General features: G+C 43.8%; 20 protein-coding genes. 13 read left to right on the plus strand and 7 right to left on the minus strand.

Features of this window, described 5'->3' with window-relative positions; all coding sequences use genetic code 11:
• Positions 1-5: 5 nt before the first annotated feature.
• The 7 genes from aer2 to KP803_RS12975 all read left to right on the plus strand — a co-directional run bounded on the left by aer2 (position 6) and on the right by KP803_RS12975 (position 9082).
• Positions 6-3176, plus strand: coding sequence for an aerotaxis transducer Aer2 (aer2, locus tag KP803_RS12945; protein ID WP_427916950.1), 3171 nt, complete (start codon positions 6-8; stop codon positions 3174-3176).
• Positions 3161-4030, plus strand: a complete 870-nt coding sequence (locus tag KP803_RS12950) for a CheR family methyltransferase (RefSeq protein ID WP_248009252.1) — start codon at positions 3161-3163, stop codon at positions 4028-4030. The genes aer2 and KP803_RS12950 overlap by 16 nt, the downstream gene beginning before the upstream one ends.
• Before the next feature lie 79 nt (positions 4031-4109).
• Positions 4110-4751 carry a chemotaxis protein CheD gene (locus tag KP803_RS12955; protein WP_248009253.1) on the plus strand — a complete coding sequence of 214 codons (642 nt, stop codon included), beginning with the start codon at positions 4110-4112 and terminating at the stop codon, positions 4749-4751.
• Positions 4751-5785 carry a protein-glutamate methylesterase/protein-glutamine glutaminase gene (locus KP803_RS12960; protein WP_248009254.1) on the plus strand — a complete coding sequence of 345 codons (1035 nt, stop codon included), beginning with the start codon at positions 4751-4753 and terminating at the stop codon, positions 5783-5785. Before KP803_RS12955 ends, KP803_RS12960 begins: the two co-directional genes overlap by 1 nt.
• A gap of 109 nt (positions 5786-5894) precedes the next feature.
• Positions 5895-7040, plus strand: a complete 1146-nt coding sequence (locus KP803_RS12965) for a methyl-accepting chemotaxis protein (RefSeq protein WP_248009255.1) — start codon at positions 5895-5897, stop codon at positions 7038-7040.
• A 9-nt stretch (positions 7041-7049) separates the two neighbouring features.
• On the plus strand, positions 7050-7349 hold the full coding sequence (locus KP803_RS12970) for an STAS domain-containing protein (RefSeq protein ID WP_248009256.1): 300 nt from the start codon (positions 7050-7052) through the stop codon (positions 7347-7349).
• Between the two features lie 35 nt (positions 7350-7384).
• The gene (locus KP803_RS12975; protein ID WP_248009257.1) at positions 7385-9082 is read left to right on the plus strand and encodes an ATP-binding SpoIIE family protein phosphatase; all 1698 of its coding nucleotides are present in this window, start codon (positions 7385-7387) and stop codon (positions 9080-9082) included.
• A 25-nt stretch (positions 9083-9107) separates the two neighbouring features.
• On the opposite strand, the gene KP803_RS12980 is transcribed toward KP803_RS12975, so the two are convergent.
• From KP803_RS12980 to KP803_RS13005, 6 genes are all read right to left on the minus strand, one after another.
• Positions 9108-9983 carry a heme ABC transporter ATP-binding protein gene (locus tag KP803_RS12980; RefSeq protein WP_248009258.1) on the minus strand — a complete coding sequence of 292 codons (876 nt, stop codon included), beginning with the start codon at positions 9981-9983 and terminating at the stop codon, positions 9108-9110.
• Positions 9983-11035 carry a FecCD family ABC transporter permease gene (locus KP803_RS12985; protein WP_248009259.1) on the minus strand — a complete coding sequence of 351 codons (1053 nt, stop codon included), beginning with the start codon at positions 11033-11035 and terminating at the stop codon, positions 9983-9985. Before KP803_RS12985 ends, KP803_RS12980 begins: the two co-directional genes overlap by 1 nt.
• A 137-nt stretch (positions 11036-11172) precedes the next feature.
• Complete coding sequence (locus KP803_RS12990) at positions 11173-12021, minus strand: heme/hemin ABC transporter substrate-binding protein (RefSeq protein ID WP_248009260.1); 849 nt, start codon at positions 12019-12021, stop codon at positions 11173-11175.
• A gap of 2 nt (positions 12022-12023) precedes the next feature.
• The gene (locus KP803_RS12995; protein ID WP_248009261.1) at positions 12024-12449 is read right to left on the minus strand and encodes an ExbD/TolR family protein; all 426 of its coding nucleotides are present in this window, start codon (positions 12447-12449) and stop codon (positions 12024-12026) included.
• A 4-nt stretch (positions 12450-12453) separates the two neighbouring features.
• Positions 12454-13167 carry a MotA/TolQ/ExbB proton channel family protein gene (locus KP803_RS13000; protein ID WP_248009262.1) on the minus strand — a complete coding sequence of 238 codons (714 nt, stop codon included), beginning with the start codon at positions 13165-13167 and terminating at the stop codon, positions 12454-12456.
• 2 nt (positions 13168-13169) lie between these two features.
• Positions 13170-13988 (minus strand): energy transducer TonB, encoded by an 819-nt coding sequence (locus KP803_RS13005; protein ID WP_248009263.1) that lies wholly within the window; start codon positions 13986-13988, stop codon positions 13170-13172.
• A gap of 146 nt (positions 13989-14134) precedes the next feature.
• On the opposite strand from KP803_RS13005, the gene hutW reads away from it, so the two are divergent.
• The 6 genes from hutW (at position 14135) to KP803_RS13035 (ending at position 22589) form a co-directional block, all read left to right on the plus strand.
• Positions 14135-15520, plus strand: coding sequence for a heme anaerobic degradation radical SAM methyltransferase ChuW/HutW (gene hutW / locus KP803_RS13010; RefSeq protein WP_248009264.1), 1386 nt, complete (start codon positions 14135-14137; stop codon positions 15518-15520).
• 10 nt (positions 15521-15530) lie between these two features.
• Complete coding sequence (gene hutX, locus KP803_RS13015) at positions 15531-16049, plus strand: heme utilization cystosolic carrier protein HutX (RefSeq protein WP_248009265.1); 519 nt, start codon at positions 15531-15533, stop codon at positions 16047-16049.
• Positions 16046-16591 carry a heme utilization protein HutZ gene (gene hutZ / locus KP803_RS13020; RefSeq protein ID WP_248009266.1) on the plus strand — a complete coding sequence of 182 codons (546 nt, stop codon included), beginning with the start codon at positions 16046-16048 and terminating at the stop codon, positions 16589-16591. The genes hutX and hutZ overlap by 4 nt, the downstream gene beginning before the upstream one ends.
• A 120-nt stretch (positions 16592-16711) precedes the next feature.
• Complete coding sequence (locus KP803_RS13025; RefSeq protein ID WP_248009267.1) at positions 16712-18826, plus strand: TonB-dependent hemoglobin/transferrin/lactoferrin family receptor; 2115 nt, start codon at positions 16712-16714, stop codon at positions 18824-18826.
• A gap of 163 nt (positions 18827-18989) precedes the next feature.
• Positions 18990-20762: an ABC transporter ATP-binding protein gene (locus KP803_RS13030; protein WP_248009268.1), complete on the plus strand. Its 1773-nt coding sequence runs from the start codon at positions 18990-18992 to the stop codon at positions 20760-20762.
• Positions 20763-20912: 150 nt separating this feature from the next.
• A complete protein-coding gene (locus KP803_RS13035; RefSeq protein WP_248009269.1) occupies positions 20913-22589 on the plus strand; it encodes a flagellar assembly protein A in 1677 nt (558 codons plus the stop codon).
• Between the two features lie 474 nt (positions 22590-23063).
• On the opposite strand, the gene KP803_RS13040 is transcribed toward KP803_RS13035, so the two are convergent.
• Complete coding sequence (locus tag KP803_RS13040; RefSeq protein ID WP_248009270.1) at positions 23064-24896, minus strand: ABC transporter ATP-binding protein; 1833 nt, start codon at positions 24894-24896, stop codon at positions 23064-23066.
• Positions 24897-25017: the final 121 nt, after the last annotated feature.

Genomic DNA, 25017 nt, shown 5'->3' on the forward strand with positions numbered 1-25017 from the left:
TACACATGGCTTTTTGGAATAGTAAGAAGGACACTGCCACACAGTTTGTGGCGCAGGCGAATGATACTCTAATGGATGAAGCATCGAACAGTAGCTTGTCTCACTCTCAGCTAATGGCCGCTTTAAATGGTGCCCAAACGGCATTAATGATGATTGATCGTGACTTCAAGATTACCTACGTCAATCAACAGTCTATGAAGTTACTTAAGCACCATGAGGCACTCTTTCAATCGCAGTGGCCCGGTTTTATTGCCGAAGAAGATCAGTTGATGGGGTTCTGTATTGATGGTTTCCATTCTAATCCTGCTCACCAACGTCAGCTTTTGTCTAGCGCAGCTAACCTTCCACATAAAAGCGTTATCGATATCCAAGGTGTAAAAATTGAATTGAATGTCGGTGCGATTATTGATGAGAATGGCAACTATACGGGCAACACGCTCGAATGGCAGGACGTGACTGTTCAACAAGCAAAAGACAATGCCGTAGCCCGTTTGCAAGCGTCAGTGGATCAATCACAAACCGCGATCATGATGGTCGACCGAGACTTTAAGATCACTTATGCCAACTCAAAAACGTTGGCTTTGTTAAAAACGCACGAAACTTTGTTCCAATCAGTATGGTCGAATTTTAAAGCAACGGAAGAGCATCTGATTGGCTACTGTATTGATGGTTTCCATGCCAACCCTGCACACCAGCGTCAACTACTGTCTGACCCAAGTAACTTACCTTACAACACGGTTATTGATGTGAAGGGTGTGAAGATTGAACTCAATGTAGCCGCTATGATTGATGCGGAAGGAAACTACGTGGGTAACACCCTCGAATGGGATGACGTCACTGAGCAATTTAACAAAGACAACGCGGTAGCTCGCCTGCAAGCATCCATTGATCAGTCACAGACCGCAATCATGATGGTCGATCGTGATTTGAACATCACCTACGCCAATGAGAAAACTATCGCCCTGTTAAAAACGCACGAAGCGCTATTCAAAACAGTGTGGTCCAATTTTGAAGCGACAGAAGACCATTTGATTGGTTACTGCATTGATGGCTTCCATGCCAACCCTGCACATCAACGTCAACTATTAGGTGACCCTAATAACTTACCTTACAGTACTGTTATTGATGTGAAGGGGGTGAAAATTAAGTTAGACGTATCCGCGATGAAAGATACCGAAGGCAATTATGTAGGTAACACTCTAGAGTGGGATGATGTCACCGAGCAGTATAAAAAAGACAATGATGTGGCTCGCTTGGAAGCTGCAATTGGTCAGGCTCAGACCCCGATGGTAATGATTGATCGTGATTTCCTAATCACCTACGCCAACACATCAACCATTGACCTATTCCAAACAATTGAAAGCCAACTAAGAACGGTGTGGCCGGGTTTCACAGCATCAGAAGAGTGGCTGATGGGACGCTGTATTGATGAATTCCACGCAAACCCTGCGCATCAACGTAAATTGCTAGGAGATCCGAATAACCTTCCATACTCTACCGATATACAAATAGCCGATGTGAAGATTCAACTAAACGTTGCCGCAATTAGAGACGCAAGTGGAGAGTATATAGGGAATACTTTGGAGTGGGCCGATGTCACCGCAGAAAGAGCGAAAGAACAGCAAATTGGTCGCCTTGCTTCTGCAGTGGAGGGGATGACCACCAACCTCATGATGGCGGATAAAGAAGGGATTATTCGAGATATAAACCCTTCATTGATGACGTTGCTTAAATCACGAGAATCAGAATTGAGAAGCGTTCTGCCGGCCTTTGATTCGAACAAATTGGTTGGCGCGAATATTGATATTTTCCACAAAAATCCAGCACACCAAAGAAGCATTATAAGTAATCCAGACGCACTGCCCTTTACCTCAAACATTGCGGTTGGCGGATTAGAATTCACCTTAACCTGTATTGCTATGCGTGACAGCGAAGGGGAATACATTGGTCCTGCGTTGCAGTGGGAAGACATTACTGAACAGCAAGATGGTCAGCGCCAAGTCGAAGCTCTTATTCAAAAAGCCATTGTGGGTGATTTGGGTGAACGAATCGATACCACCGTTTATTCCGGCTTTATGAAAGAACTCGGTGATGGTGTTAATAACCTACTCGATACACTGGTTAAACCTTTAGGTGAGTGTATAGATATCATGAGTGGTGTTGCGGATGGTAATTTGAAAGACAACATGGCACAAGATTACAACGGTGAGTTTGGCAGACTAGCGGATGCGGTGAATACCTCGATAGTAAACTTACGCAACATGGCAGAGAAAATCACCACTTCCTCAGCCAGAGTCGCAACCGCCTCTTCCGAAATTGCAGAAGGTAACGATGATTTAAGCCAACGTGTCGAAGCTCAAGCTGCCAACTTAGAAGAAACAGCGGCGAGCATGGAGGAGATGACCGCAACAGTAAGACAAAATGCTGATAACGCGAAAGGAGCAAATGAGCTTGCCGATGATGCGGCGACAAAAGCAGGTAAAGGTGGTGATGTTGTAGGACAAGCAGTTGAGGCGATGTCTGGCATTAATAACGCAAGCAAGAAAATTGCTGACATTATAGGAGTTATTGATGAAATAGCCTTCCAAACCAACTTACTGGCATTGAACGCGGCAGTAGAGGCAGCAAGAGCGGGTGAACAAGGTCGAGGCTTTGCGGTGGTTGCCGGTGAGGTGCGTAACCTCGCTCAACGAAGTGCTGCTGCAGCAAAAGAGATCAAAGGGTTAATCAATGACAGTGTCGAGAAAGTGGACGAAGGCTCTCGACTTGTTGACGAGTCCGGTGCCACGCTGAAAGAGATTGTTGATGCGGTTGCCAAAGTAACGGAGCTCATTGCGCAAATAGCGTCTTCAAGCGTTGAGCAATCGACGGGTATTGATGAAATCAACCGAGCCATCGCCACTATGGATGAGATGACACAGCAAAATGCATCGCTGGTTGAAGAGACATCCGCGGCCAGCCAGTCACTGAAAGACGAAGGGAAAGTGCTACTTAACTTAATGAACTTCTTCTCGACAGACAGCAACATTGCAACACTTGAATCAAAAAAAGTCGCACAAGTATCCCCATCACCCGCTCCAAAAACGAACATTAGTGAACTACGCTCTAATAAGGCTGTGAACTCTAATTCACGTTTTGATATGGGTAAGGATAGTGACGAATGGGAAGAGTTTTAACTCAGGCTGAAGGCGTAGCCACTATGGGTATTACGGAAGATAAAGAGTTTGAACTTACTGATAAAGACTTCAAGTATATACAATGGTATATGCATAAAAGCGTGGGTATTTTCTTATCAGACCGTAAGCGAACCATGGTTTACGGTCGCCTTAGCCGACAAATGAGAGCTCAAGGTGTACGCAGATTCACTGACTATAAGGAAATTATTGAAAACTCTGAAGCTGAGAGAATTAATTTTATTAATTCTCTCACAACGAACAAAACGGAATTTTTTCGTGAAATGCATCACTTTGAATTCCTAGAAGGAACAGCGTTAGATCAGTGGAAGCATCAAGGCAATAGCAGTATCAATATTTGGTCTGCAGGTTGCTCTACAGGGCAGGAGCCTTACAGCATAGTCTCGTCACTGTTTATATCAGGCGCTTTTGAGGCTTTCGATACTGTGAATATTTTTGCTTCAGATCTTGATACCTCGGTGCTAGACCATGCAAAGGCGGGTATTTACGACGAAGAAGCCATTGAAACTATTCCAGAACAGTACTTGAAGTCCTGCTTTGTCAAAGGGAGAGGGCAGCACAAAGGCAAGATCAAAATAAAGAAAGGGTTGCAACAGCAGATTATTTTCAATCAGCTCAACTTGTTTGATGAGTGGCCTAAGATGCCAGAATACGATCTTATCTCTTGCCGTAATGTGATGATTTATTTTGACAGAGAGACGCAAATCGCCTTGTTAAAACGATTTCATCAAGCACTAAAACCAAATGGAATATTGTTTATCGGGCATTCGGAGAGTGCCGGACCATGCAGTGATATTTTTCACCATCTTGGTCATACCATTTACGTTAAACAATAAGTCGTTTTGGCAGCGAACGTATTGTCAATTAAGTGTACGTTCAACGATATCAGTGATAACACCACGAGGCCCATGAATAATGGCATTTCACGTACAAAAACGGCATACAGAAAACGCGCACTTTAGCCGCTTCTATCATCCGAGGCATCAAAGTCACATGATAAAAGTGATGCCGGGTGGGCTTTATTGTACTGACGAAAATGAAATTATTTGTACGGGACTTGGTTCATGTATCTCTGCCTGCATTTGGGATACTGAATTGCACATCGGCGGCATGAACCATTTCCTACTTCCTTTTGATAGCAGCGAGCAGCTTCGACACTGGCACGCAACTGAGGTGGTATCAACCGCCTCACGTTATGGGAGTCATGCCATGGAAATGCTCATCAATACCTTGATTTCAATGGGTTCAGATCGTTCAAACTTACGAGTAAAACTGTTTGGTGGTGCACAAATGCTGGGCCGCTATTCTATGATCGGTGAAAAAAACATTGAGTTCATTAATCGGTATGTTGAGCAAGAGCAACTAACAGTAGACGCACATGATTTAGGTGGTATGGAGCCAAGAAAGGTTATTTTTGAACCGTTTACTGGAAAAGCTTGGCTGAAGCGAATTCCATTTAATGAAGTTCATCAACTGCAACACCAAGAAGAGAAATACGCGACAGAATTGGGCAAAGAGAGTCACAAAAATCACGATGATGACGTGGAGCTATTTTAATGAGAAAAATCAAAGTACTAGTAGTCGATGATTCCCCTGTATTTAGAGCGTTGCTTTCTCAGATTATTAATTCAGATGATGAACTAGAGGTTATCGCTGCAGCAGAAGATCCGTATGAAGCACGACAAATGATAAAAGAGTTCAATCCAGATGTCATAACACTTGATATCGAAATGCCAAAGATGAATGGCGTTCAATTCTTACGAAACTTAATGCGTCTTCGACCAATGCCAGTTGTGATGATATCGACGTTAACCCAGCACGGCGCAGAAGCGACACTAGAAGCACTAGAGACTGGCGCGGTAGATTATTTCCCTAAGCCCGCTGTAGAAGCTACGGGAGAAATTGTTGAATATAAGACAGAGATAAATAAAAAGATTCGAATGGCCGCGAAAGCAAATGTACAAACGGCCAATACCGCTGAGGTTGCACCAGAAATTGATCCATGTAGTAAACAGACCGAAATTGAATTGATTGCCATTGGAGCATCAACAGGGGGAACCGAGGCGGTTAAAAATGTAATGGCGGCTCTTCCTGCAGGGCTACCACCGATCATTATCACTCAGCATATCAGTGCCATGTTTACGCGCTCTTTTGCTAAGCGTTTAGATGATGCAAGTGACGTTGAGGTTAAAGAGTTAACGGCGTCAAAAGCACCTCTGATAAATGGATGTGCGTACGTAGCGCCAGGAGACAAACATATCACGGTATTTCGTCGCGGCAGTCATTTGTTTTGCCAGTTAGATGATAGCCCTCCTATGAGTCGCCATAAACCCTCTGTTGATGTTATGTACCACTCTGTCGCTGAAGTAGTCGGTGATAAAGCGATAGGAGTATTGCTGACGGGAATGGGTAGTGATGGTGCAGAAGGTATGCTGAATATGAAAAATAAAGGCGCTATTACCCTAGCTCAAGATGAAAAATCGTCGGTTGTATGGGGGATGCCAAAAGTTGCCTATGAGATAGGAGCGGTAAAAAAATTAGTGTCATTAAGTCAGGTACCTAAGCAGCTGTATAACTATATTTATAAATAAAAACTGTAGCCATAACCAAACGGCATTAATTCGTTGTCAGATTTTGATTCACAGCTAGGTATGTATAGATAGAAAACTCCAGGTTCACTGGTATGTCAGGAAGAGGCTTATGAACAAAAATAGACTTTCCAAAAAGTCCAAAAATATTATTGCTGTCGTTTTACAAGTTGCTCTCCTTGCCACTTGGATGTTCTTTTCGCAAAACCTATTTCATTTGGGGATTATGCTCATTGTAGCGGCTATCCCATGGTTAGTATTGACGACTGATGGACAAGAAGCCGTTACAGACCCTATTGGTAACGAGAGCGAATTGCAGCACAGCATCGCTGAAGAGTTAAAACTCATTTTGAAAGATGGTATTCCTAAGGTTGCTGATCCTTTAGATAAGCAACACCAAATTATTGAAGAGTCAGTCGAAACGTTGAATAACAGCTTTTTTAGTCTACAAAAAGTGAGTGAGGAGCAAAGTACTGTTTCTAATCAGCTTGTCGACGGTTTACTCGCAAACCAAGACAGTGAATATGATTTAACCTCAGTACTGCCTAAAATTGAGACGATCATATCTGACTTCGTCAACACCATGGTGAGTATTTCAGAGAAGAGCATTTCGGCGGTTCACAGTATTCATGATATGTCAGACAAGCTCGGTACGGTATTTAAGCTTCTTGCTCAGGTTAGAGGCCTGTCCGAACAAACCAACTTACTGGCACTTAATGCGGCTATTGAGGCGGCAAGAGCTGGAGAAGCGGGTCGAGGCTTTGCTGTTGTCGCACAGGAAGTTAGGAACTTATCTAAACAAGCGGAAGAGCTAAACTCTGAGATAGAGAAAGAGATAAATATTGCTCAAAATACAGTCAAAGATGCAAATGCAACCGTAGGCGAAATGGCATCAATTGATATGACATCGGCCATTGAATCCAAAGAGCAAGTAGATGACATGCTCAAAGGTGTTCATCAGGTCAACATTGAGATTGAGCAAGAAGTTCAAAAAATACGAATGTTAGGCGATCAATTACATGGCCATGTTGGTGATGGTGTTCGAGCGCTACAGTTTGCGGATATTGTTATGCAGCAAGGTGATTACGCAAAAGAATCAATGGAATATCTGATGGACGTTATCAATGCGTTAGACAGACACGAAGAAGATGCCGCACTTAAGCAAGAACTCTCGGAAATTTTGGATCGCTCTAGGCATCGAAAAGCACCGGCAGCGAGTCAATCAAGTATTGAAGAAGGTGAAGTGGAGTTATTTTAAGGGAAGCTTATGACAGTTGAAACAAAGGTAGACACGAGTTCGAAGAAAATAACCATCGCGATCGAAGGTGCGTTTGGTTTTAACTTGGTACAAGAGTTTAGACAGAGCTATAGCGATAGGAAGGAGTACAAGTTCACTATTGACCTCCGTAAAGTGGATTATATTGACAGTGCTGGGCTAGGGATGCTGTTGAACATGCAAAACTACTTAGGTCAACCCGATGGTTCTGTCCTCATTACTAATACTCTCCCACAAGTTAAAAAAATACTGCTTATTTCAAGGTTCGACAAAAAATTTCAAATTGATTGAGTCGAGTCGTGTAGGAAAATTGAGGGAGTGAATGTGTGCGACTATTGATTGTAGATGATCTCTTAACGAACAGGGTGCTATGCCAAGGCATACTGTCTGAGATTGCCACCGATATAGAGACCTTTGAAACAGGTGACGGTGTGGTTACAGCGATGCAGCAGATGCCCGAACTGCCTGATGTCATTTTACTTGATGTCATCATGCCAATAAAAGATGGGTTTACGACGGCTATTGAAATTCGTGAAGCCTTTCCTGATGTCCACATTGCCATCATCTTTCTAACTGCTTTAGACGATAATAGCTCTTATGAGCGCTGCCTGACTCATGGTGATGACTTTATAGGCAAACCCGTTGAACGTAATGTACTCATTTCTAAAGTTCAAGCGCACTATCGAATTGTCAAAATATACCGAGAAATGGTTCAGCAACGAGATGAGCTGAGCACTTTTCATGAACAAGTGCAATATGACTACTCTATCTCTGAGTCAATCTTTACCAATTTAATGGATGAGATGAGCTCTCAGGTGAGCCATATTTCCGGTATTGATTATATCTCGACCCCCTCAACCGTATTCAATGGTGATTTAATCGTTGTCGCCAATCGTCCCCATGGGGGCGCGTATGTGATGGTCGCTGATGCCACTGGGCATGGGCTACCTGCTGCAATTTCGGCTATTCCTGCAACCCGTGCCTTTTTTACTATGGCAGCGAAGGGACTGTCTTTAGGTGAAATTGTTAATGAAATCAACAACTCACTATCTAAGTTTTTGCCTATGGGGATGATGCTCGCTGCTAGCGTGTTTGAGGTTCGAGCAAATGGGCTTGAAGTCTCATGGTGGGGAGGGGGATTACCCGATACGTATGTCTTAGACAAAGACGGGAATACCCTTCGCCGCTTAGTGTCGAAGCACATGCCGTTAGGTGTACTTGATTCGCATGAGTTTGAGACCGACATTGTGCATATGAAATTGGAGCCAGGTGAGCAAATTGTCAGCTATACCGATGGGATCACGGAAGCGATGAATGAGGCGGGTGAACAATTTGGCCAAGAGCGACTTGAAAAAGCGCTAGAGAATGGAAAAGCACGCATTCCTACAATTTATGACGCTGTTAAAGACTTTTCAAAAATGAAGGCTGACGATGATCTTTCAATACTCTCGATGACCTTCCCGATTATGAATAGCAATGAAAGCGACACCATACCGGTTGATTTCTATTATAGTCATATTCCAATCGATACAACGCTGAGCTTCCCCGCTCATGTACTGAAATCTGTCAGCGTGTTGAGTGAAGTAAGGCAGTATCTTTCAGGAATCCTTAATGGTGGACAGCACCTTGACCTAGTTTGCTCTGTGTTGTCTGAGCTGTTTGCAAATGCGATTGAGCATGGTTTGCTGCAACTGGAATCTTCATTAAAAGAAGATCCCGATGGCTTTTTTGAATTCTATCAGTTGAGAGAAAAAAGGCTGAAGTCATTACGTGACGATGCTTTTGTCAAGTTGCATATCGACTTCAAGCCAGAAGAACAGATGTTGAGCATGACACTTGAGCACAATGGTGAGGGCTTTGATTACCGTCGTATGAACTCGAATATAGGAAATAACCTTACCCATGGTCGAGGCATTGTGCTCGCTGTGGAGCTTTGCGATTCCCTTGTGTATTCTAACGAAGGGAAAACAGTGACTGCTGTTTATCGATTTAACGCTCTGCACCGTTTTCCTAGTTCAACTTAGTGGTTGATGATCCGCTTTAACTTCATTAGGGTTGTGAATTCAATAAGACTGGGTAGCCATGCTCAGGGTGAGCCATAACAGATACATTGAAGTTGTAGACTCGCTTAATATTATCCTCCGTCAATACCTGCCAAGGCGATCCATCCGCCACTATATTTCCTTGGTTCAAGATCATGACTCGGTCAGCGTATTGGGCGGCAAGATTAAGATCGTGCATGACGATAACCACCGCTGCACCTTCCCCTGTTAATTGCTTGGCTAGCGTTAAGGTTTGATGCTGGTGGGAGAGATCAAGTGCCGAGGTTGGCTCATCTAACAGCAGTATCTTTTGTTGGTTCGCTTGAGCTAGTTGAGTGAGTACACGGGCGAGATGGACTCTCTGTTTTTCTCCACCAGATAGGCTTGGGTACATGCGGTCACCAAGATGAGCGGTGTCGGTCAGCTGCATATTTTTTTCGGCAATTTGAGCAATGGCCGCTGCATTTGCATCCAGTGGAATACCTCCTAGCTCTACCACCTCTTTAACGCTGAAATTGAAGCTTAGGCTACTTGATTGAGGCAAAACACCAAGATGCTTAGCAAGTTGTTTAGGGGCCCATTGATTTGCTGCTTTATCAAAGAAGCGAATGTTACCCTGCGTTGGATATTCACCAGTGATCATTTTCAACAACGAACTCTTACCTGTGCCGTTTGGGCCTAGCAAGATCGTTAGCTCGCCAGCGCTTATGTGAGTGCTTACTTTATCCAAAATCACTTTATTGCCAAGCGTAAGGCTTAGATCATGCAATTGAATAAAGGCGTGACCTACGGCTTGATCGTTAAAGTGAGATAGTCCGTCAGCCGAGTGAAGCTCGTTTTGATTAATCGTTTCTAGAAATATCTTTTGAATTGCTTGAGACATTAGATGCGCCCTTTTTGTTTGATCAGTAGCCAGATAAAGAAAGGTGCGCCAATTAAGGCGGTAATGATGCCTACAGGCATATCGAGAGGGGCTACCGCAGTACGCGCAATCATGTCGGCAATCAGCAATAAAAGAGCGCCAATCAGCATAGAAACAGGAAGCAGTGATTTATGGTTTGGTCCAATCATCATTCGTCCAAGATGGGGGACGATTAGGCCAACAAACCCAATCATTCCCGAAAGGGCGACCGTTACACCAACCCCTGCCGCCGTGAGAAGAATCAGTTGTCGTTTTAGCTTTTGAACTTCGATGCCCATATGTTTGGCTTCAGCTTCACCGAGCAGTAACGCATTCAATGATTCAGCTTTACGATAGAACACAATAAACAGAGAGATTAACGCACCAAACGCCAATACCAGTCCACTCCAATTTGCACCTGCTAGTGAGCCCATTGTCCAAAGTGACAGGTCACGCAGAGCTTGATCATCGGCGTAATAGTTCATAAGCCCAAGGCCTGACCCTGCAAGCGCGCCAATGGCCACACCCGCTAATAGCATCATTGTGACTGAAGTTCCGTTCGCACCTGTACCAAGTCGATACACAACCACGGTTGTCAGTGCACCACCAATGAAAGAAAACAGAGGCACGGTACCAAACAGCAGTAATTGCGGGTAGCTTTGAGCGAGTGAGCCAAAGAGAACAATCGCAATTGCAGCCCCAAGTGAGGCCCCAGCGCTAACGCCAATAATCCCAGGATCCGCGAGTGGATTACGAAATAGTCCCTGCATGACCGCACCACACAATGCCAGAATGGCTCCAACCGCAATTGCTAATAGCGTGCGTGGTAGACGAATTTGTTGAATTACCAAGATGATATGAGCAGGTAAATCAGCGCTTCGGAGCGTGGTTGGAAGAAGCGCTTGAATACTATTGATGAGCGAGATATCCATTGGTCCTAACGCCACGGAGCTGATAATGGCGAAATACAGTGCAATACCGCCTCCAATAAAAAGCAGACGCATGGGGACTCGATTTAAATGTGAAACAGACATAGACAAATTTAACTACTGTGGTGAATGTTATAGGCGATCCGCACGATAAGCGTAATTAATAGAACAGTGCGGCATTACGGGTAATGAGCGTTCTTAAAAACAACGTCGAGATCATGAGGTGGGTAGAACGCGCTCTGTTATTGCGTGTGGAACATCTCGTTAAGCTGTTTAGCCACTTTTAAGCTGTGTAGACCAAAACCTCCTATGAGTGCGCTACTCGGTACAGAGATGATTTGCTGTTTTTGGCCTGCCGGTGTTGCGGCAAGTAACGGCAGTTTCTCAAGGATTTTTGATTGCCCGCCAAATGTTGACCAAGCGCGATCACTGACGAGGATATAATCAGGCTGCAGGGTGATGATCGCTTCATAAGAGAGTGGCTTATAAGATTCGATGATCTCCGCTGCCGGGTTCTTTGCGCCAGAAAGAGTGATGATCTTATCCACTGGCGTGTTTGTCCCTGCCGCAGTAGCAGGACGATCTTCACTGATCATTAGGAAAACCACACTTGGTTTCTCTACTAGCGCTTTTTGAGATAGCTGCTCGATCTCTGTACCGACGTGATCTTTGAGTTGCTGGGCTTTTAACGGTTTTTTTGTCACTTGACCAATCGTATCAATGCGTTGGTGGAGTGCGGCTAGAGAATTATCCGATGGCAGTATCATGACTTCTACATCACTAGCAGTCAGTAGTTGTAATGTGGTTTCCGGCCCCATTTCATTTGAGCCAATCAATCGGGTTGGGTTTAACGCCATTAAGCCTTCTGCGGAAAGTTGACGATGGTAACCGACTTGCGGCATATCAGACCCTTTAATGAAGCCTTTACTAGTGACATCGACAGCGACTAGCTGGTCTTCTGCACCCAATGCAAAAAACAGTTCGGTAATATTAGAACCCGCACTGATAATTCTTTCTTGCGCGATGGCCGAAAATGACACGGCAGATAGTATAAGTACACTGATCGTAATGTGAGTGGTTAAGTTATTCATTTCTATTTCTCTTTATCCATAATGATGCTGGTGGCGCTGATACTTTTTGTTTGCATAAACGCAAGTAATTGCAGCATTTTTTCAACGGGTACATTTTTGTCAGAGCCAATGACAACCGACTTTTTCGGGGACATTGTTGTGACCTTGATTAGCGCCTTGGAAAATGTCTCCCAATCTTCATACGTGGCTTGTTCTATCGCCCAGTGAGGGGCGTCTAACAATAAGTTGATGGTGATAACTTCTGAATCAATGTTTGTTAGCACGCTCTCTTGTTTTGTCGCTGGAATATCAACATCCATTGTTTTGATATCAATATTGGCGGTGAGTAGAAGAAACACCATTACGATAAAAATAATGTCTAAAAGCGGCGTGAGATCAGGCTTATTATCTGATGCAAAAGAGTGGTTCTGTTGTTTACTCGTGATCATGTGGCTAGCTTAATACTGTTGAACTTAGCGTAGATTTACACTGTGAATTTCTACTGCTTTGAATCAGGTCTTTTTTTTCAATGGCGGTCTCAAAGGAAACCCCCTCTAACAATAGATTACAGTGGTTTAACCCAAGTTCGATTTTGCTAAGTGTGTTATCAGCCCAAAGGTGAAATAGCTGTGCTCCAGTGATTGCTGGCAATGCTATAAGCAAACCCGCTGCCGTAGTCGACATAGCGAGCCCCAGCCCATCAGCAAGCAAAGCCGGCTCTATTGAGCCTTGAGAGGCTCCTAGGCTTTTAAACATTTCGATAAGGCCGATGACGGTTCCAAGTAGACCAACTAAAGGTGAAATAACACCAATAATCGAGAGAATCTTTAGCCCTGATATATAGGACTGACGCTTTTTCTGCAGCCAAATTGTGACCGCTTCTTCACGTAATGGTTTATCAAACCTTTGATGAGCAAGCAGCATTCCTACGCCTTGATCAAGAGTGCTACTTTTTTCGAGGCTACTTTTGCTAAACGCATCGACAGATGCTGAGTCAGTGAAGTCAATTTGACTCAGTGAACGGAGTAAGGATTTCCCATTGGTTTTGCTATTGAAGATAAGAAAGAGCGTTCGCTCTAGCAAAATCATGATCACAAGAAATGACATGACCGTAAGAGGCCATGTCATTACACCAAGTTGAGAGTGGATTGAGTTTAAAATTGTCATGCTTAATCTAATTTAAATTGAATAGGAATTTGAACACGGTGAGCGATGGCTTGATTACCATCTTGGTGGTGGCTAAATTGCCATTTAGATATCCCTTTTAATGCTGCACTATCAAGAACTTGATGGCCTGATGAATCGACAATAACGAGCTTTGTTTGATCACCGTATTCATCGAGCCATACCTCGACTAGCACCACGCCTTGGATATTTCGACGCTTTGCATTAGACGGATAACGAATCGCGGATGGGCGCGCTTCAAATCGAGGCTTTTTAATCATTTGAGGCTGTTGGTGTGATTGAGCGTTCATCATTGAAGGTGTGTCTATTTCGGGTGAAACGTTATTATCGGTTTTTACACCCGTTTCGCTCACAACCTCAGGGGCTTCCTTCGTAACTTCTTGTTTAATCGGCTTACTGTTAACAATTGGTTTGGATCTAGGTTGTGACTTTATTGTGGTATTGGTTTTTTCGGTTTCGACTGGATGATCAAGCGCTTTGTCCTCTAAAATGGGTTTAGCCTTTGTTTTAGTGACTGATTTTGGCGCAGGCCTTGCTTTAAGTCTTGCGTCGGGTTCTGCGGTTTTGACTTCCTTTTTTGGCTCCTGGCGCTGTTTTGATTTAGGCGTGTTATCTGCTTTTTCTGGATCCTTTGATTCCGCGATAATGTTTTTTTCGGGCGCTGAGAGGAATTGAATATTTACTGTTGTCCCTATCGTAGATGGAATAGCAGGCGTCAGCATTGGTTTGTAGCTTGCAGAGAAAGCGACACCATGAATAGCAAGAGATAACCCCGCAAAGATCGCGTATCGTTTAACGTTCATACCTGTTTTTCTAATCCAATTCAATCACCGATAAGATTGATTATCCACCAAATGAGAATGAGATCAATTATTATTTGTATTTTTCTTCAATGGGTATATCATGCTGTCAAATTCGCATACTTCAGCAAATTAATGAATAGAAAGTCATGTTTAGCATAAATACTTCAGACACTGATTTAGTCGGCTTGTCGACACCTGACCCATTGCGGTACGCATTTAGCCGTAAAAAAGGGGCACATGCAGGTGGGCACATGAGTGCTATTGCACCTGAGCGAGTACAGGAAGAACTTAAAGGGGCGTTACGCTTCGCGAGTACGAATATCGGTGCTGCGCGTTGTCTGTATATCCACATTCCGTTTTGTCGGGTTCGGTGTACTTATTGCAATTTCTTCCAGTATGCGTCGTCTAAGACGTTAATGAGTCAGTATTTTGATGCGCTGGTGAAAGAAATTCGTTGGAAGTCCTCATTCGCTTGGTCACAGTCTGCGCCATTTCAAGCGGTGTATGTGGGTGGTGGAACTCCAACAGATCTCTCTTCAGAACAACTCAAGGTATTAGGGCAGATGATTCGTTCGTCTTTTCCTTTAACGGCTGATTGTGAGATTACCCTAGAGGGGCGAGTTAACCGATTTGATACGCAGAAATTTGAGTCTGCACTAGAGGGCGGTTTCAATCGTTTCTCTTTTGGCGTGCAAAGCTTTGATAATACGGTACGTCTGGCTGCAAAGCGCTTGGATAAAAGCGACTATGTGATGGATAGACTTCAATCTATGGTGCGCTATAACGCCGCGCCTATTGTGATTGATTTGCTTTATGGACTGCCACATCAAAACCTCGAGAACTGGCAGCATGATTTAGAGAGCTACTTAGAGTCCGGTGTTGATGGTGTCGATCTCTATCAATTGATAGAAATGAAGGGCTTACCAATGGAACGTGCGGTTGAGCAAGGCAAATTACCAATGCCTGCAGATACCGCAATGAAAGCGACAATGTTTCAAATGGGCGTTGAGTTCATGGCAAAACATCATCAAAGACGCTTAAGTGTGAATCACTGGGCTTCAGGAAATCGCGAGCGCAGTATTTATAATAGTTTAGCCAAAACAACAGCCGAGGTTCTGCCTATTGGTGCGGGCGCGGGAGGTAATATTAATGGCTTTGCTATGATGCAAAGTCGGGATATGGACACCTATATTCACGCCATTAATCAAGAGCAGTTTCCGACTATGGGTTTAATGCAAGTTGCAAAAGATGCTGCGTTAACCAGCGCGATTAAGTCAGCGTTTGATCGCGGTGTTTTGTCTCGATCTCGTTTAGACAAGGTCGCTGGTTATTCGCTTTTTGAGGCCCTTAAGCCGCTATTCGAAGCATGGCAATCAAATGGGTTGGTCGATGTAGACAACCACTATGTGCAACTCACCTTAGCGGGACAATTTTGGTCTGTTACCTTGGCGCAAAATGCCATTCAAATTATTCAGGAAAATTCTAAATCAGCGCTTTCTACACAAGTAATAATAGACGCCGCAGTCGCGTAATGGAGATAGGATGTTTACAAGTAGCTCTTACCTAGAAGTAAAAGAACTGGTCGCGCAAGCGTTGGCTCAAGATGATGGCGTGGCCGTGTCGACAATGGCTCAACAGCTAGGTCTGACAGAAGGGGAGGTTACCTTAGCTTTGCCCGATGAGTGTGTCGTCACGATTGATGGTGTTCATACCGAGTCAATCCTTATTCAGCTTCCTGAGTGGGGAAAAGTCACGACGATTGTTCACTCTTTCGGTTCTATATTTGAATTTAAAAACCCATTCCCAAAAGGAAAGACTGCGCATGGTTACTACAACATCATGGGCAAAGAAGGCTTACATGGTCACCTTAAAATTGATCAAGTGAAGCACATTGCCTTTGTCAGCAAACCCTTTAAGGCGATGGAGAGTCACTATATTGGCTTCTATACCCATGATGGTCACTGTGTATTCAAAGTTTACCTTGGCCGCGATAAAAGCCGCCAACTGTTTCCTCAACAAATAGAAGCTTTTCAAGTGTTAAAAAAGGAGTTCATCGCGTGATCGATAAACAACAAAGACTTCAAGATCGTCTTGGCCCTGAAATTCAAGAATTCAGAGACAGCTGCCAGACGCTTCAACTTGCGACGTTAAATGAAGGTATACCTCATGTGAGCTACGCGCCATTTGCTCACACTTCGCAAGGTTACTTCATCTTAATCAGTGATATTGCTCAGCATGGTCAGAACTTAAAGCAGTCAACATCGGTTTCTCTCATGATGATCGAAGACGAATCCCAAGCTAAGTCTATCTATGCTCGACGCCGGTTAAGCTTTGATTCACAAGCGGCTTGCATTGATAAACAGTCGGAAATGGGTATTGAAGCCATTGCTGCACTTCGCTCTCGCTTTGGCGAGATCATTGACAACCTTAGCACTTTGGATGACTTCAATCTGTATCAATTGATGCCTGAAAAGGGCCGTTACGTAAAAGGCTTTGGTAAAGCATTCAACGTATCAGGTAATGATTTACTTAGCTTCCTCCATTTGAATGAAGGCCATGTGAGAGATGGTAAAGCTGCACCATTGGAAAAAGAAGCTAGCTAGAATTCGATCACTGAATAAGCATGTTAGCCAAATAGAATAATAAAAATAATAAGTTAGACCAGTTCGTTGTGAGCTGGTCAAGGGATCTTTTACCCAAAATTTAGGAATGGGAATAACATAATGTTCAACAAAAAACCTTTAGCAGTGGTTGTTACTGCAATCCTTGCATCGAACTGTGCCGTTGCACAAGAAGAAGTCTTTACTTTAGACCAAGTCGTTGTTTCTTCGACTCGAACGAATCAAACAATTCAAGATACAGCGGCTTCCGTTACCGTCATTTCTGATCAAGACATTGAAGAGAATATGGCAAAGGATGTTGCGGATATATTTAGCTACACACCGGGTGTGAACGTGCAATCAGACTCTCGCCAAGGGATTCAGAGCATCAATATTCGCGGCATGGAAGGCAACCGAATTAAGATTTTGGTGGATGGCGCTTCTCAACCGAACCAGTTTAAAAACAGTTACTCCTTTATTAACTCAGGGCGTGTTGATGTTGACGTCGATATGCTCAAATCGGTTGAAGTGGTAAAGGGGGCTGCGTCCTCTTTGCAAGGTAGTGATGCTATAGGTGGTATTGTTGCTTTTGAAACCAAAGATCCAAGTGACTTCTTGAAAGACGGTAAAGACGTTGGTGGTCATGCGAAGTTTAACTTCTCTTCATCTGACAACTCATTTAGTGAATCTGTCGCGTTGGCAAACCGCGTGGGTGATTTAGAAACCTTGGTGGCTTACACGCGTCGAGACGGCGAAGAAATTGATAACTTCGGTGAAATGGACGAGCAGAGTTCAGATGTGAACAATTTGCTGTTAAAGCTGCAATATCAAATTAACCCTGCACACCGAATAGAATTAACGGGTGAGTACGTAAATAGCAATGTTGATACGATCTTTACCGATGAGGCATACCGCAATTATACCGGTGAAGATATTAGCGACCGTTACCGCATTGGCCTGAAGCACATTTGGCAAATGGAAGCGTCAGTTGCCGATACTCTGACTTGGCAGCTTGACTACCTTGCGAAAGAGCAACAAGGTATCACCAATCGCACCTATTTCTCTGATGGAAACGTTCAGAAAAAAGACTACGTCTACAGTGACAAAGGTGTTCAGGCCGATATTCAACTAGATAAGTTTTTCGAGACAGGCGCGGTTGAGCACTTTGTTGTCTACGGTGCTTCGTTTTCTAGTAAAGATATCGCTAATACCAACAATGAATACAATACTACTCGACCAGATACCACCGTCTTTTACATGCCAGAAGCTTCCGAGCAGCGCTATGGCTTCTTCGCACAAGATGAAATGACCGTGGGTAACCTGATCTTAACGCCGGGCGTACGTTTTGATTCCTTTGAAACTGATCCAGGCAGCAATTTCCCAGATGGTGGCTCTTATGACCCTGCGCTTTACAAAAAATACTCAGACTCAGCAGTAACAGGGCGTCTAGGTGGTCTTTACACTGTAAACCAAGAGAATAAGGTTTTTGCTCAAGTTAGCCAAGGTTTCAGAGCCCCCGATTTCCAAGAGTTGTTCTACTCATTTGGTAACCCAATGCACGGTTACGTAAGTGTGCCTAACCCTGATCTAGAAGCAGAAGAGAGCGTTTCTTATGAATTAGGTTGGCGACATGAGGTGGCGGCGAGCTCTACGGAATTCGCTGTTTTCTACAGTGACTACGATAACTTTATCGATTATCAGATGACAGGAAAATCCGGCCGTGTGGCTGAATATCAATACGTTAATATTGATGAAGCCACCATTAAAGGTGCAGAGCTAGGGAATACGTTGGATTGGTTTGAACTCACAGGTTCTGCTGAAGGTGTGACAACACGAGTTGCGGCCGCCTATACCGAAGGAAAAGATGGCAATAATAATCCACTGAACTCAGTAAGCCCTTGGAGTGCTGTTATTGGCCTCAATTACGATGCACCATCTAACTTGTGGGGTTCAGCGCTGAAAGTGACTTACACAGCGAAGAAGAGCCAGAGTGATGTAACGCCTGATACTGACTTTATGGGCAACCCTGAAGACGTATTTACACCAGAGAGTTCAACCGTTGTCGATCTTACCGCTTATTATGTGCCAATGAAGGATCTGACACTTCGGGCGGGTATCTTTAACGTCACTGACGAAGAGTACTACAACTGGAATGACGTGCGCGGCTTAAGTGAAGAAGATAAGTTCTACACGCAAGCGGGTCGAAGCTTTGCTATTACAGCGAAATACGACTTTTAATCGGTAATCCGGTCTTATTAACAATTAAACAGTCTCGATCCTTAAATAAGCCGCTCTTTTAATGAAGGGCGGCTTTATTGTGTGGATTAGAGGGCCTAATCAATGAGTAACCATCAATCATGGACATTTCAGCCTTGATGCATCAAGTAGGACAATTCTGAGCATGACGACATTATCAATCAACAAATTGTGGCTGATAGAACAAGCTTCCAAACACAAGAAAAAACTTGTTACTGCTAATGTTGTCGCGATGTTTGCGACAATGTTAAGTGTTCCTATTCCCTTATTGATGCCACTTCTCATAGATGAAGTGTTACTAGAGCAGCCGGGTTTCGGTCTGGAGTTACTAAACGGAATAATGCCAACGGCTTGGCAAACATCCGTCGGCTACGTCGTCATGGTAACCGCGCTAGTCGTGGTGATGCGGATTGGCAGTCAGGCTCTGAATATCTACCAAACTCGCCAATTTACACTTATCTCGAAATCGTTGACAGGAAAGCTGCGTGAAGCGCTGTTGACCAAGCTTGGCAAGATAAGCATGCGTGACTATGAAGAGCGAGGCAGTGGTGCATTGACCTCGTACTTTGTCACTGATATTGAAACCATTGACCGGTTTATTGGCGGTGCGTTGAGCCGTTTTTTGATTGCGGTGCTAAGTGTGATTGGGATCGCTGCTATCTTGTTTTGGCTCGATTGGAAGCTTGCTCTGTTTATTATATTGCTCAATCCAGTGATTGTTTATCTTTCTCGTTTAATGGGAGAAAAGGTTAAACATTTAAAGAAACGTGAAAATCGTTCCTTTGAGCGCTTCCAGCAAGGATTAGTTGAGACTCTAGAAGGCTTATATCAGCTTCGAGCTTCTAACCGTGAACAACAATATTTGGCCAAATTGAAACAAGACTCGAACGCGATTCGATTAGACGCTGACAATTATGCGTGGCAATCTGATGCGGCAAATAGAATTTCTTTTCTAATGTTTTTGGTCGGGTTTGAAATTTTCCGCGCGGCTGCGGTTGTACTGGTGTTGATGGGGGACCTGACAGTTGGTCAGATTGTCGCGGTCTTTGGCTATCTTTGGTTCATGTTATCGCCTATTCAAGATTTACTGAACATTCAATATTCTTGGTTTGGTGCAAATGCGGCGATGAAACGCATCAATACGCTGTTCGATCTAGAAGAAGAACATCGCCCGAAACAGATGGTTAATCCATTTACAGCCAACGACTCGTTCGAGATTGAGTGCCGAAATGTTTGCTTCTCATTTGATGGGGAGCGCCGTGTCTTAGATAACCTAAATATCATCATACCAAAAGGTCAAAGAGTCGCGTTGGTGGGGGCCTCAGGAGGCGGGAAGTCAACTCTGATTCAGCTACTTCTCGGTATTTACCAAAAAGAGAGCGGTGACATATTGATTAATGGTTATCCCATTGAGCAAGTTGGTTACGACGCTCTTCGTGCCAAAATAGCACCAGTATTGCAACAACCGATGATATTCAACGATACGGTGAGGCAAAACTTAACGCTGGGCGAATCTTATAGCGATGAAGAATTGCATAGTGCTTTGGCGGTGGCGCAGTTGACCGACGTGTTGGCTGATATGCCGGATGGACTCGACTCTCAACTAGGCCGTCAGGGCGTTCGATTGTCAGGTGGACAGAGACAGCGTTTATCCATTGCTCGTATGGTACTAACCAACCCTGATTTTGTGATCTTAGATGAAGCAACCTCGGCACTGGATACGGCAACTGAATCGGCACTGCATCAGGCGATGAGTGACTTCCTAGTAGGAAAAACCACACTGATCGTGGCTCACCGACTTTCAGCGGTAAAGCAAGCAGATATCATCTATGTGTTAGAGGATGGAAAAGTAACACAATCGGGTCAGCATAGTGAGTTGGTAGAAGAGCAGGGTCTTTATCAGACTCTTTATGGTTAATATTTCCACCTTGCAAGTTGTAGGTATAATTCTTGGAATATATATCACCTTAGTGATATATGCCTTAGTTTTGAGAATGATGTATTTTTCACCTAAAATAAATTGTATAGACTGACGTAAATAGTTGCATTCCTTCAATAGGTACGTTGTATGTGGAAGAATTTCATCTCTTTTTCAGATGATGAACAGCAAGTCGTTGCTCGATTAACGACGGATATTACTGTCGACAATAACTTCGATATAAGAGGGCTGGAAGAAGCCTTAGCCAATATCGAAGCGGGGCACCTGTGTGTTATTGAAGAAAATGTCTTGCGATTTATTTCTCGCGCAAAGGATCAAAAAAAGGACGCGTATGACGGCATTATGATTGCCGAAATTCGTAACGCTGTTGCCACTGCTGAGCTGTCTGAACACGATATGTTAGCCAGTATCACGGTGACTGGCGCTTTTGGTGGGCGAGGGCTGAGAGGAAATGAAATTGTACACTGCTTGTCACAGGCTCACATAACCAAAGGAATAAATAAGCTCGCTTTAAAGAAAGTGCTAGTGGTGAGTAATCAACTTAAAGCGGGTGAAAAGTTTACTCAAATAGTGGCAAAAGGTGTCAATCAAATTCAAGGGAAAGACGCCAAGTTTGTCCCGTTGGTCCAAGATGTCTCTAGCCAAGTGCTCTCCCCGCAAGCCCGTAGCGAAGATGATAAAGTCGATATGCTTGATCTCGGTGAAACGATCACGGTTGATGAAGGGCAGCCCTTAATGAAGCGTATCCCAGCAACGAAAGGGAAGGCCGGTATTACCGTTCAAGGAAAAGTTATCCCACCAAAACCTGGGAATGATAAAGCACTTTCCGCGGGTAAGGGCTCACACATCTCTCCTACTAACCCTAATCTATTGCTTGCCAGCTTTTCTGGCATGCCGATTTTGAAGGAAAAAACCGTTGATGTAGATAATGCGCTTTGCCTAAGCAATATTGGTGTCGCAACAGGTCATATTAAATTTAAAGGTTCTATTGTCGTTACGGGCAATATTGAGTCCGATATGATGGTAAGGGCGACAGGTTCAATTACCGTTGGTGGTTTCATTGAGAGCGCTGATGTCCAGGCTCAAGGTGACATAGAAGTGGCTAAAGGGATTATCGGCCATACAACGTCAGAAGGTGATAGTAAGACATGTGTTGTTAAATCAGGAGGCTTGATTCGAGCGAACTATGCCCAATTTTCAGAGCTTCAAGCCGCTGACGATATCTACTTATCTGTCCATTGTTTGAATAATACACTTCGGTGCGGTAAAGATTTGCATGTGAGCGACAGTGCTGGAAGGCAGGGCACGCTCAGTGGTGGTACTTCTAAAGTGGGCGGTAAGATCACATGCATCAATCTAGGAGTTGAAGGTGATACAGCGACTCATGTTGAAGGCTTCGCCAAATTTCCTATGTTTAAAGAGCGAATATCTAAGCTCAAGGCTCGTTATAAGCTTGCTCAAGAGGCAACAATGGAAATCATTAGGCGCGAGTTGGAGTTTAAGAAGATACCCAAATCAGAGCGCACTCAAGAGCAAGAATCGGAACTGGAAGAGTTTAAACTTCAGGCCAATACCAAATTAGAAAATGCCAAGCTTGCTGTCGATTCATGCAAGGAAGAGTTTGATGCGTTGCTGGCAACGAATACGGTTGAAGTGAAGAGCAAGGTGTATTCACATGTCACCGTGCAATACGGTGAAGAGAAAGTGATCACTAAGCGCAGCCACGGGCCAAGTGTATTTTCATTTAATCAGTACAAAATTGATTGTGTTTCGATGATGGGTGATGAAGCGGTTGCCGAGCTATAGGGATGATTGAGGTCAATAGCTAAGGTCTAAAAAATATTAAAGCTGGCAATAAGCCAGCTTCTTTTTTGGTTAAACATTTTTGGTAAGCCAGTTTACGGCTTCTTTGCATCTTTATTGGTGTCTTTCCAATATTGAATTCTGACACGATGCAGTTGTGCTCTTCTTGTTTTTTTCATTATATCCCTCACTTTATACAACAGGGTGCTCTTCACTGAGCAAAGCCATTTCTCTATCTTCATTAGAGTTCATAATTAATTTAGCTCCGAATGACAAAGTTCGCCACGATCAAACTCACATTATTTGGTAACAATAGTAAGATCTGGCTTCAATAGTGTGATGTTTTCAGGTTTTTTTTGACTTATTGGTTAGGAAAATAGAACTTAAATTTGTATTCAAACATTGAATTCATTGTAAGCACGTAAAGAAATAGGGAGCGTATCGCTCCCTACTTTTTATTGTAAATTATTGATTGTATTACTCTTCCTTGCCAATGAAGCCACCCGTTTGATGTGCCCACAGCTGAGCGTATATCCCTTGTTGGTTTATTAGCTCTTGGTGAGTACCTTGCTCAACAACATTACCTTGATCAAGAACGATCAAGCGATCCATCGCGGCAATCGTTGATAAACGGTGCGCAATAGCAATAACGGTTTTTCCTTTCATGAGTTCATTTAAGCTCTCTTGAATGGCCGCTTCAACTTCAGAGTCGAGTGCGGAGGTCGCTTCATCAAGTACCAATAGCGGTGCGTCTTTCAGTAGTACTCGTGAAATCGCAACACGCTGACGTTGACCACCAGAAAGCTTAACGCCTCGTTCACCGACTTGAGCATCGTAGCCTTTATTACCAAACGGATCAGTTAGGTCTTGAATAAATTCATCAGCATGAGCTTGCTTGGTTGCTTTAATCAAATCCTCTTCACTAGCATCTGGATTGCCGTATAAGATGTTGTCACGAATTGAACGGTGCAACAATGAGGTATCTTGTGTCACCATGCCAATGTTGCTACGCAGTGAATCTTGAGTGATGTCTGAAATCACTTGGCCATCGATCTTTATCTTGCCACTTTCTACGTCGTGGAAACGCAATAGCAGGTTCACTAGCGTGGATTTACCTGCACCAGAGCGCCCAACAAGACCAACCTTCTCACCTGGTTTTATGTTGAGGTTAAGGTTGCTAATAACGCCTTTATTCTCACCATAGTGAAAGCTCACATCTTCAAAGCTGATACCGCCATTTGGTACAACTAAAGGTTTTGCATCTGGTTTATCTTGGATATCAACCGGTTTAGCCAGCGTTTTCATGCCATCAACTACGGTGCCCATGTTTTCAAACAGAGAGCTAACTTCCCACATTATCCACATTGACATACCGTTGATACGCAGTGCCAAACTGATTGCGATGGCAATCGCGCCGACGGTGATTGAACCATCCATCCATAGGAATATAGACAGTGCCGCGACAGAAAAGACTAGCACATAGTTTGTGATCTCAACCAACACATCAAAGCCAGTGACAAGGCGCATCTGCTTATAGACAGTCCCCAGAAAACCTTGCATGCCTTCTTCCGCATACTCCGTTTCTCGTTTGCTGTGAGAGAACAGCTTAACGGTTGCGATATTGGTATAGCTATCAACAATACGTCCGGTCATGGTTGAACGCGCATCGGCTTGCTCGGCAGCGATCTTCTTTAGCCTTGGTACAAAATAGAGTTGTATACCCACATAACACGCTAGCCAGATCACCATAGGTATCATCAAGCGCCAGTCTGCATACGCAAGCAGGACGACAATAGAGGTAAAATAGACCGAAACATAGACAAACACGTCCATTGATTTCATGACGGTTTCACGTACCGCTAGCGAGGTTTGCATGACTTTTGTAGCGATTCTTCCTGCAAAGTCATCTTGATAGAAGTTGAGGCTCTGCTTGAGTAAGTAACGGTGCGCTAACCAGCGAATCGACATTGGATAGTTACCCAACAGCGTCTGGTGAATCAATAGAGAATAAGCCACAACAAGCACAGGCATAACAACCAGAAGCAGTATGCTGTAGCCTATCAATGTACTGCTATTATCTTGCCAGAATGTCTCTGGGTTACTGGTGGAAAGCCAATCAACCAGTTGTCCCATTGCGCCGAAGAGTGACACCTCAACAATTGCAACGATGGTCGACATGATGGACATGATGATCAGTGGGATCTCAAATCCACGAGTATAATAACGACAAAAAGCAAAGATCCCCTTAGGCGGTTGGCTAGGCTCTTCATCAGGGAAAGGCTTGGTAAAACTTTCAAACTTCTTGAACATAAATCATCCTAATATTATGCCGCTTCTTGGTGTAATAATCGGTCTATTCTAATTACCCAAGATAAAAAATGAGGCTTAGTCATGTTATAACGATTGGATATGAAATGTCATCAATATGTTG

The sequence above is a fragment of the Vibrio amylolyticus genome, assembly GCF_023145695.1.
GTDB lineage: Bacteria > Pseudomonadota > Gammaproteobacteria > Enterobacterales > Vibrionaceae > Vibrio > Vibrio amylolyticus.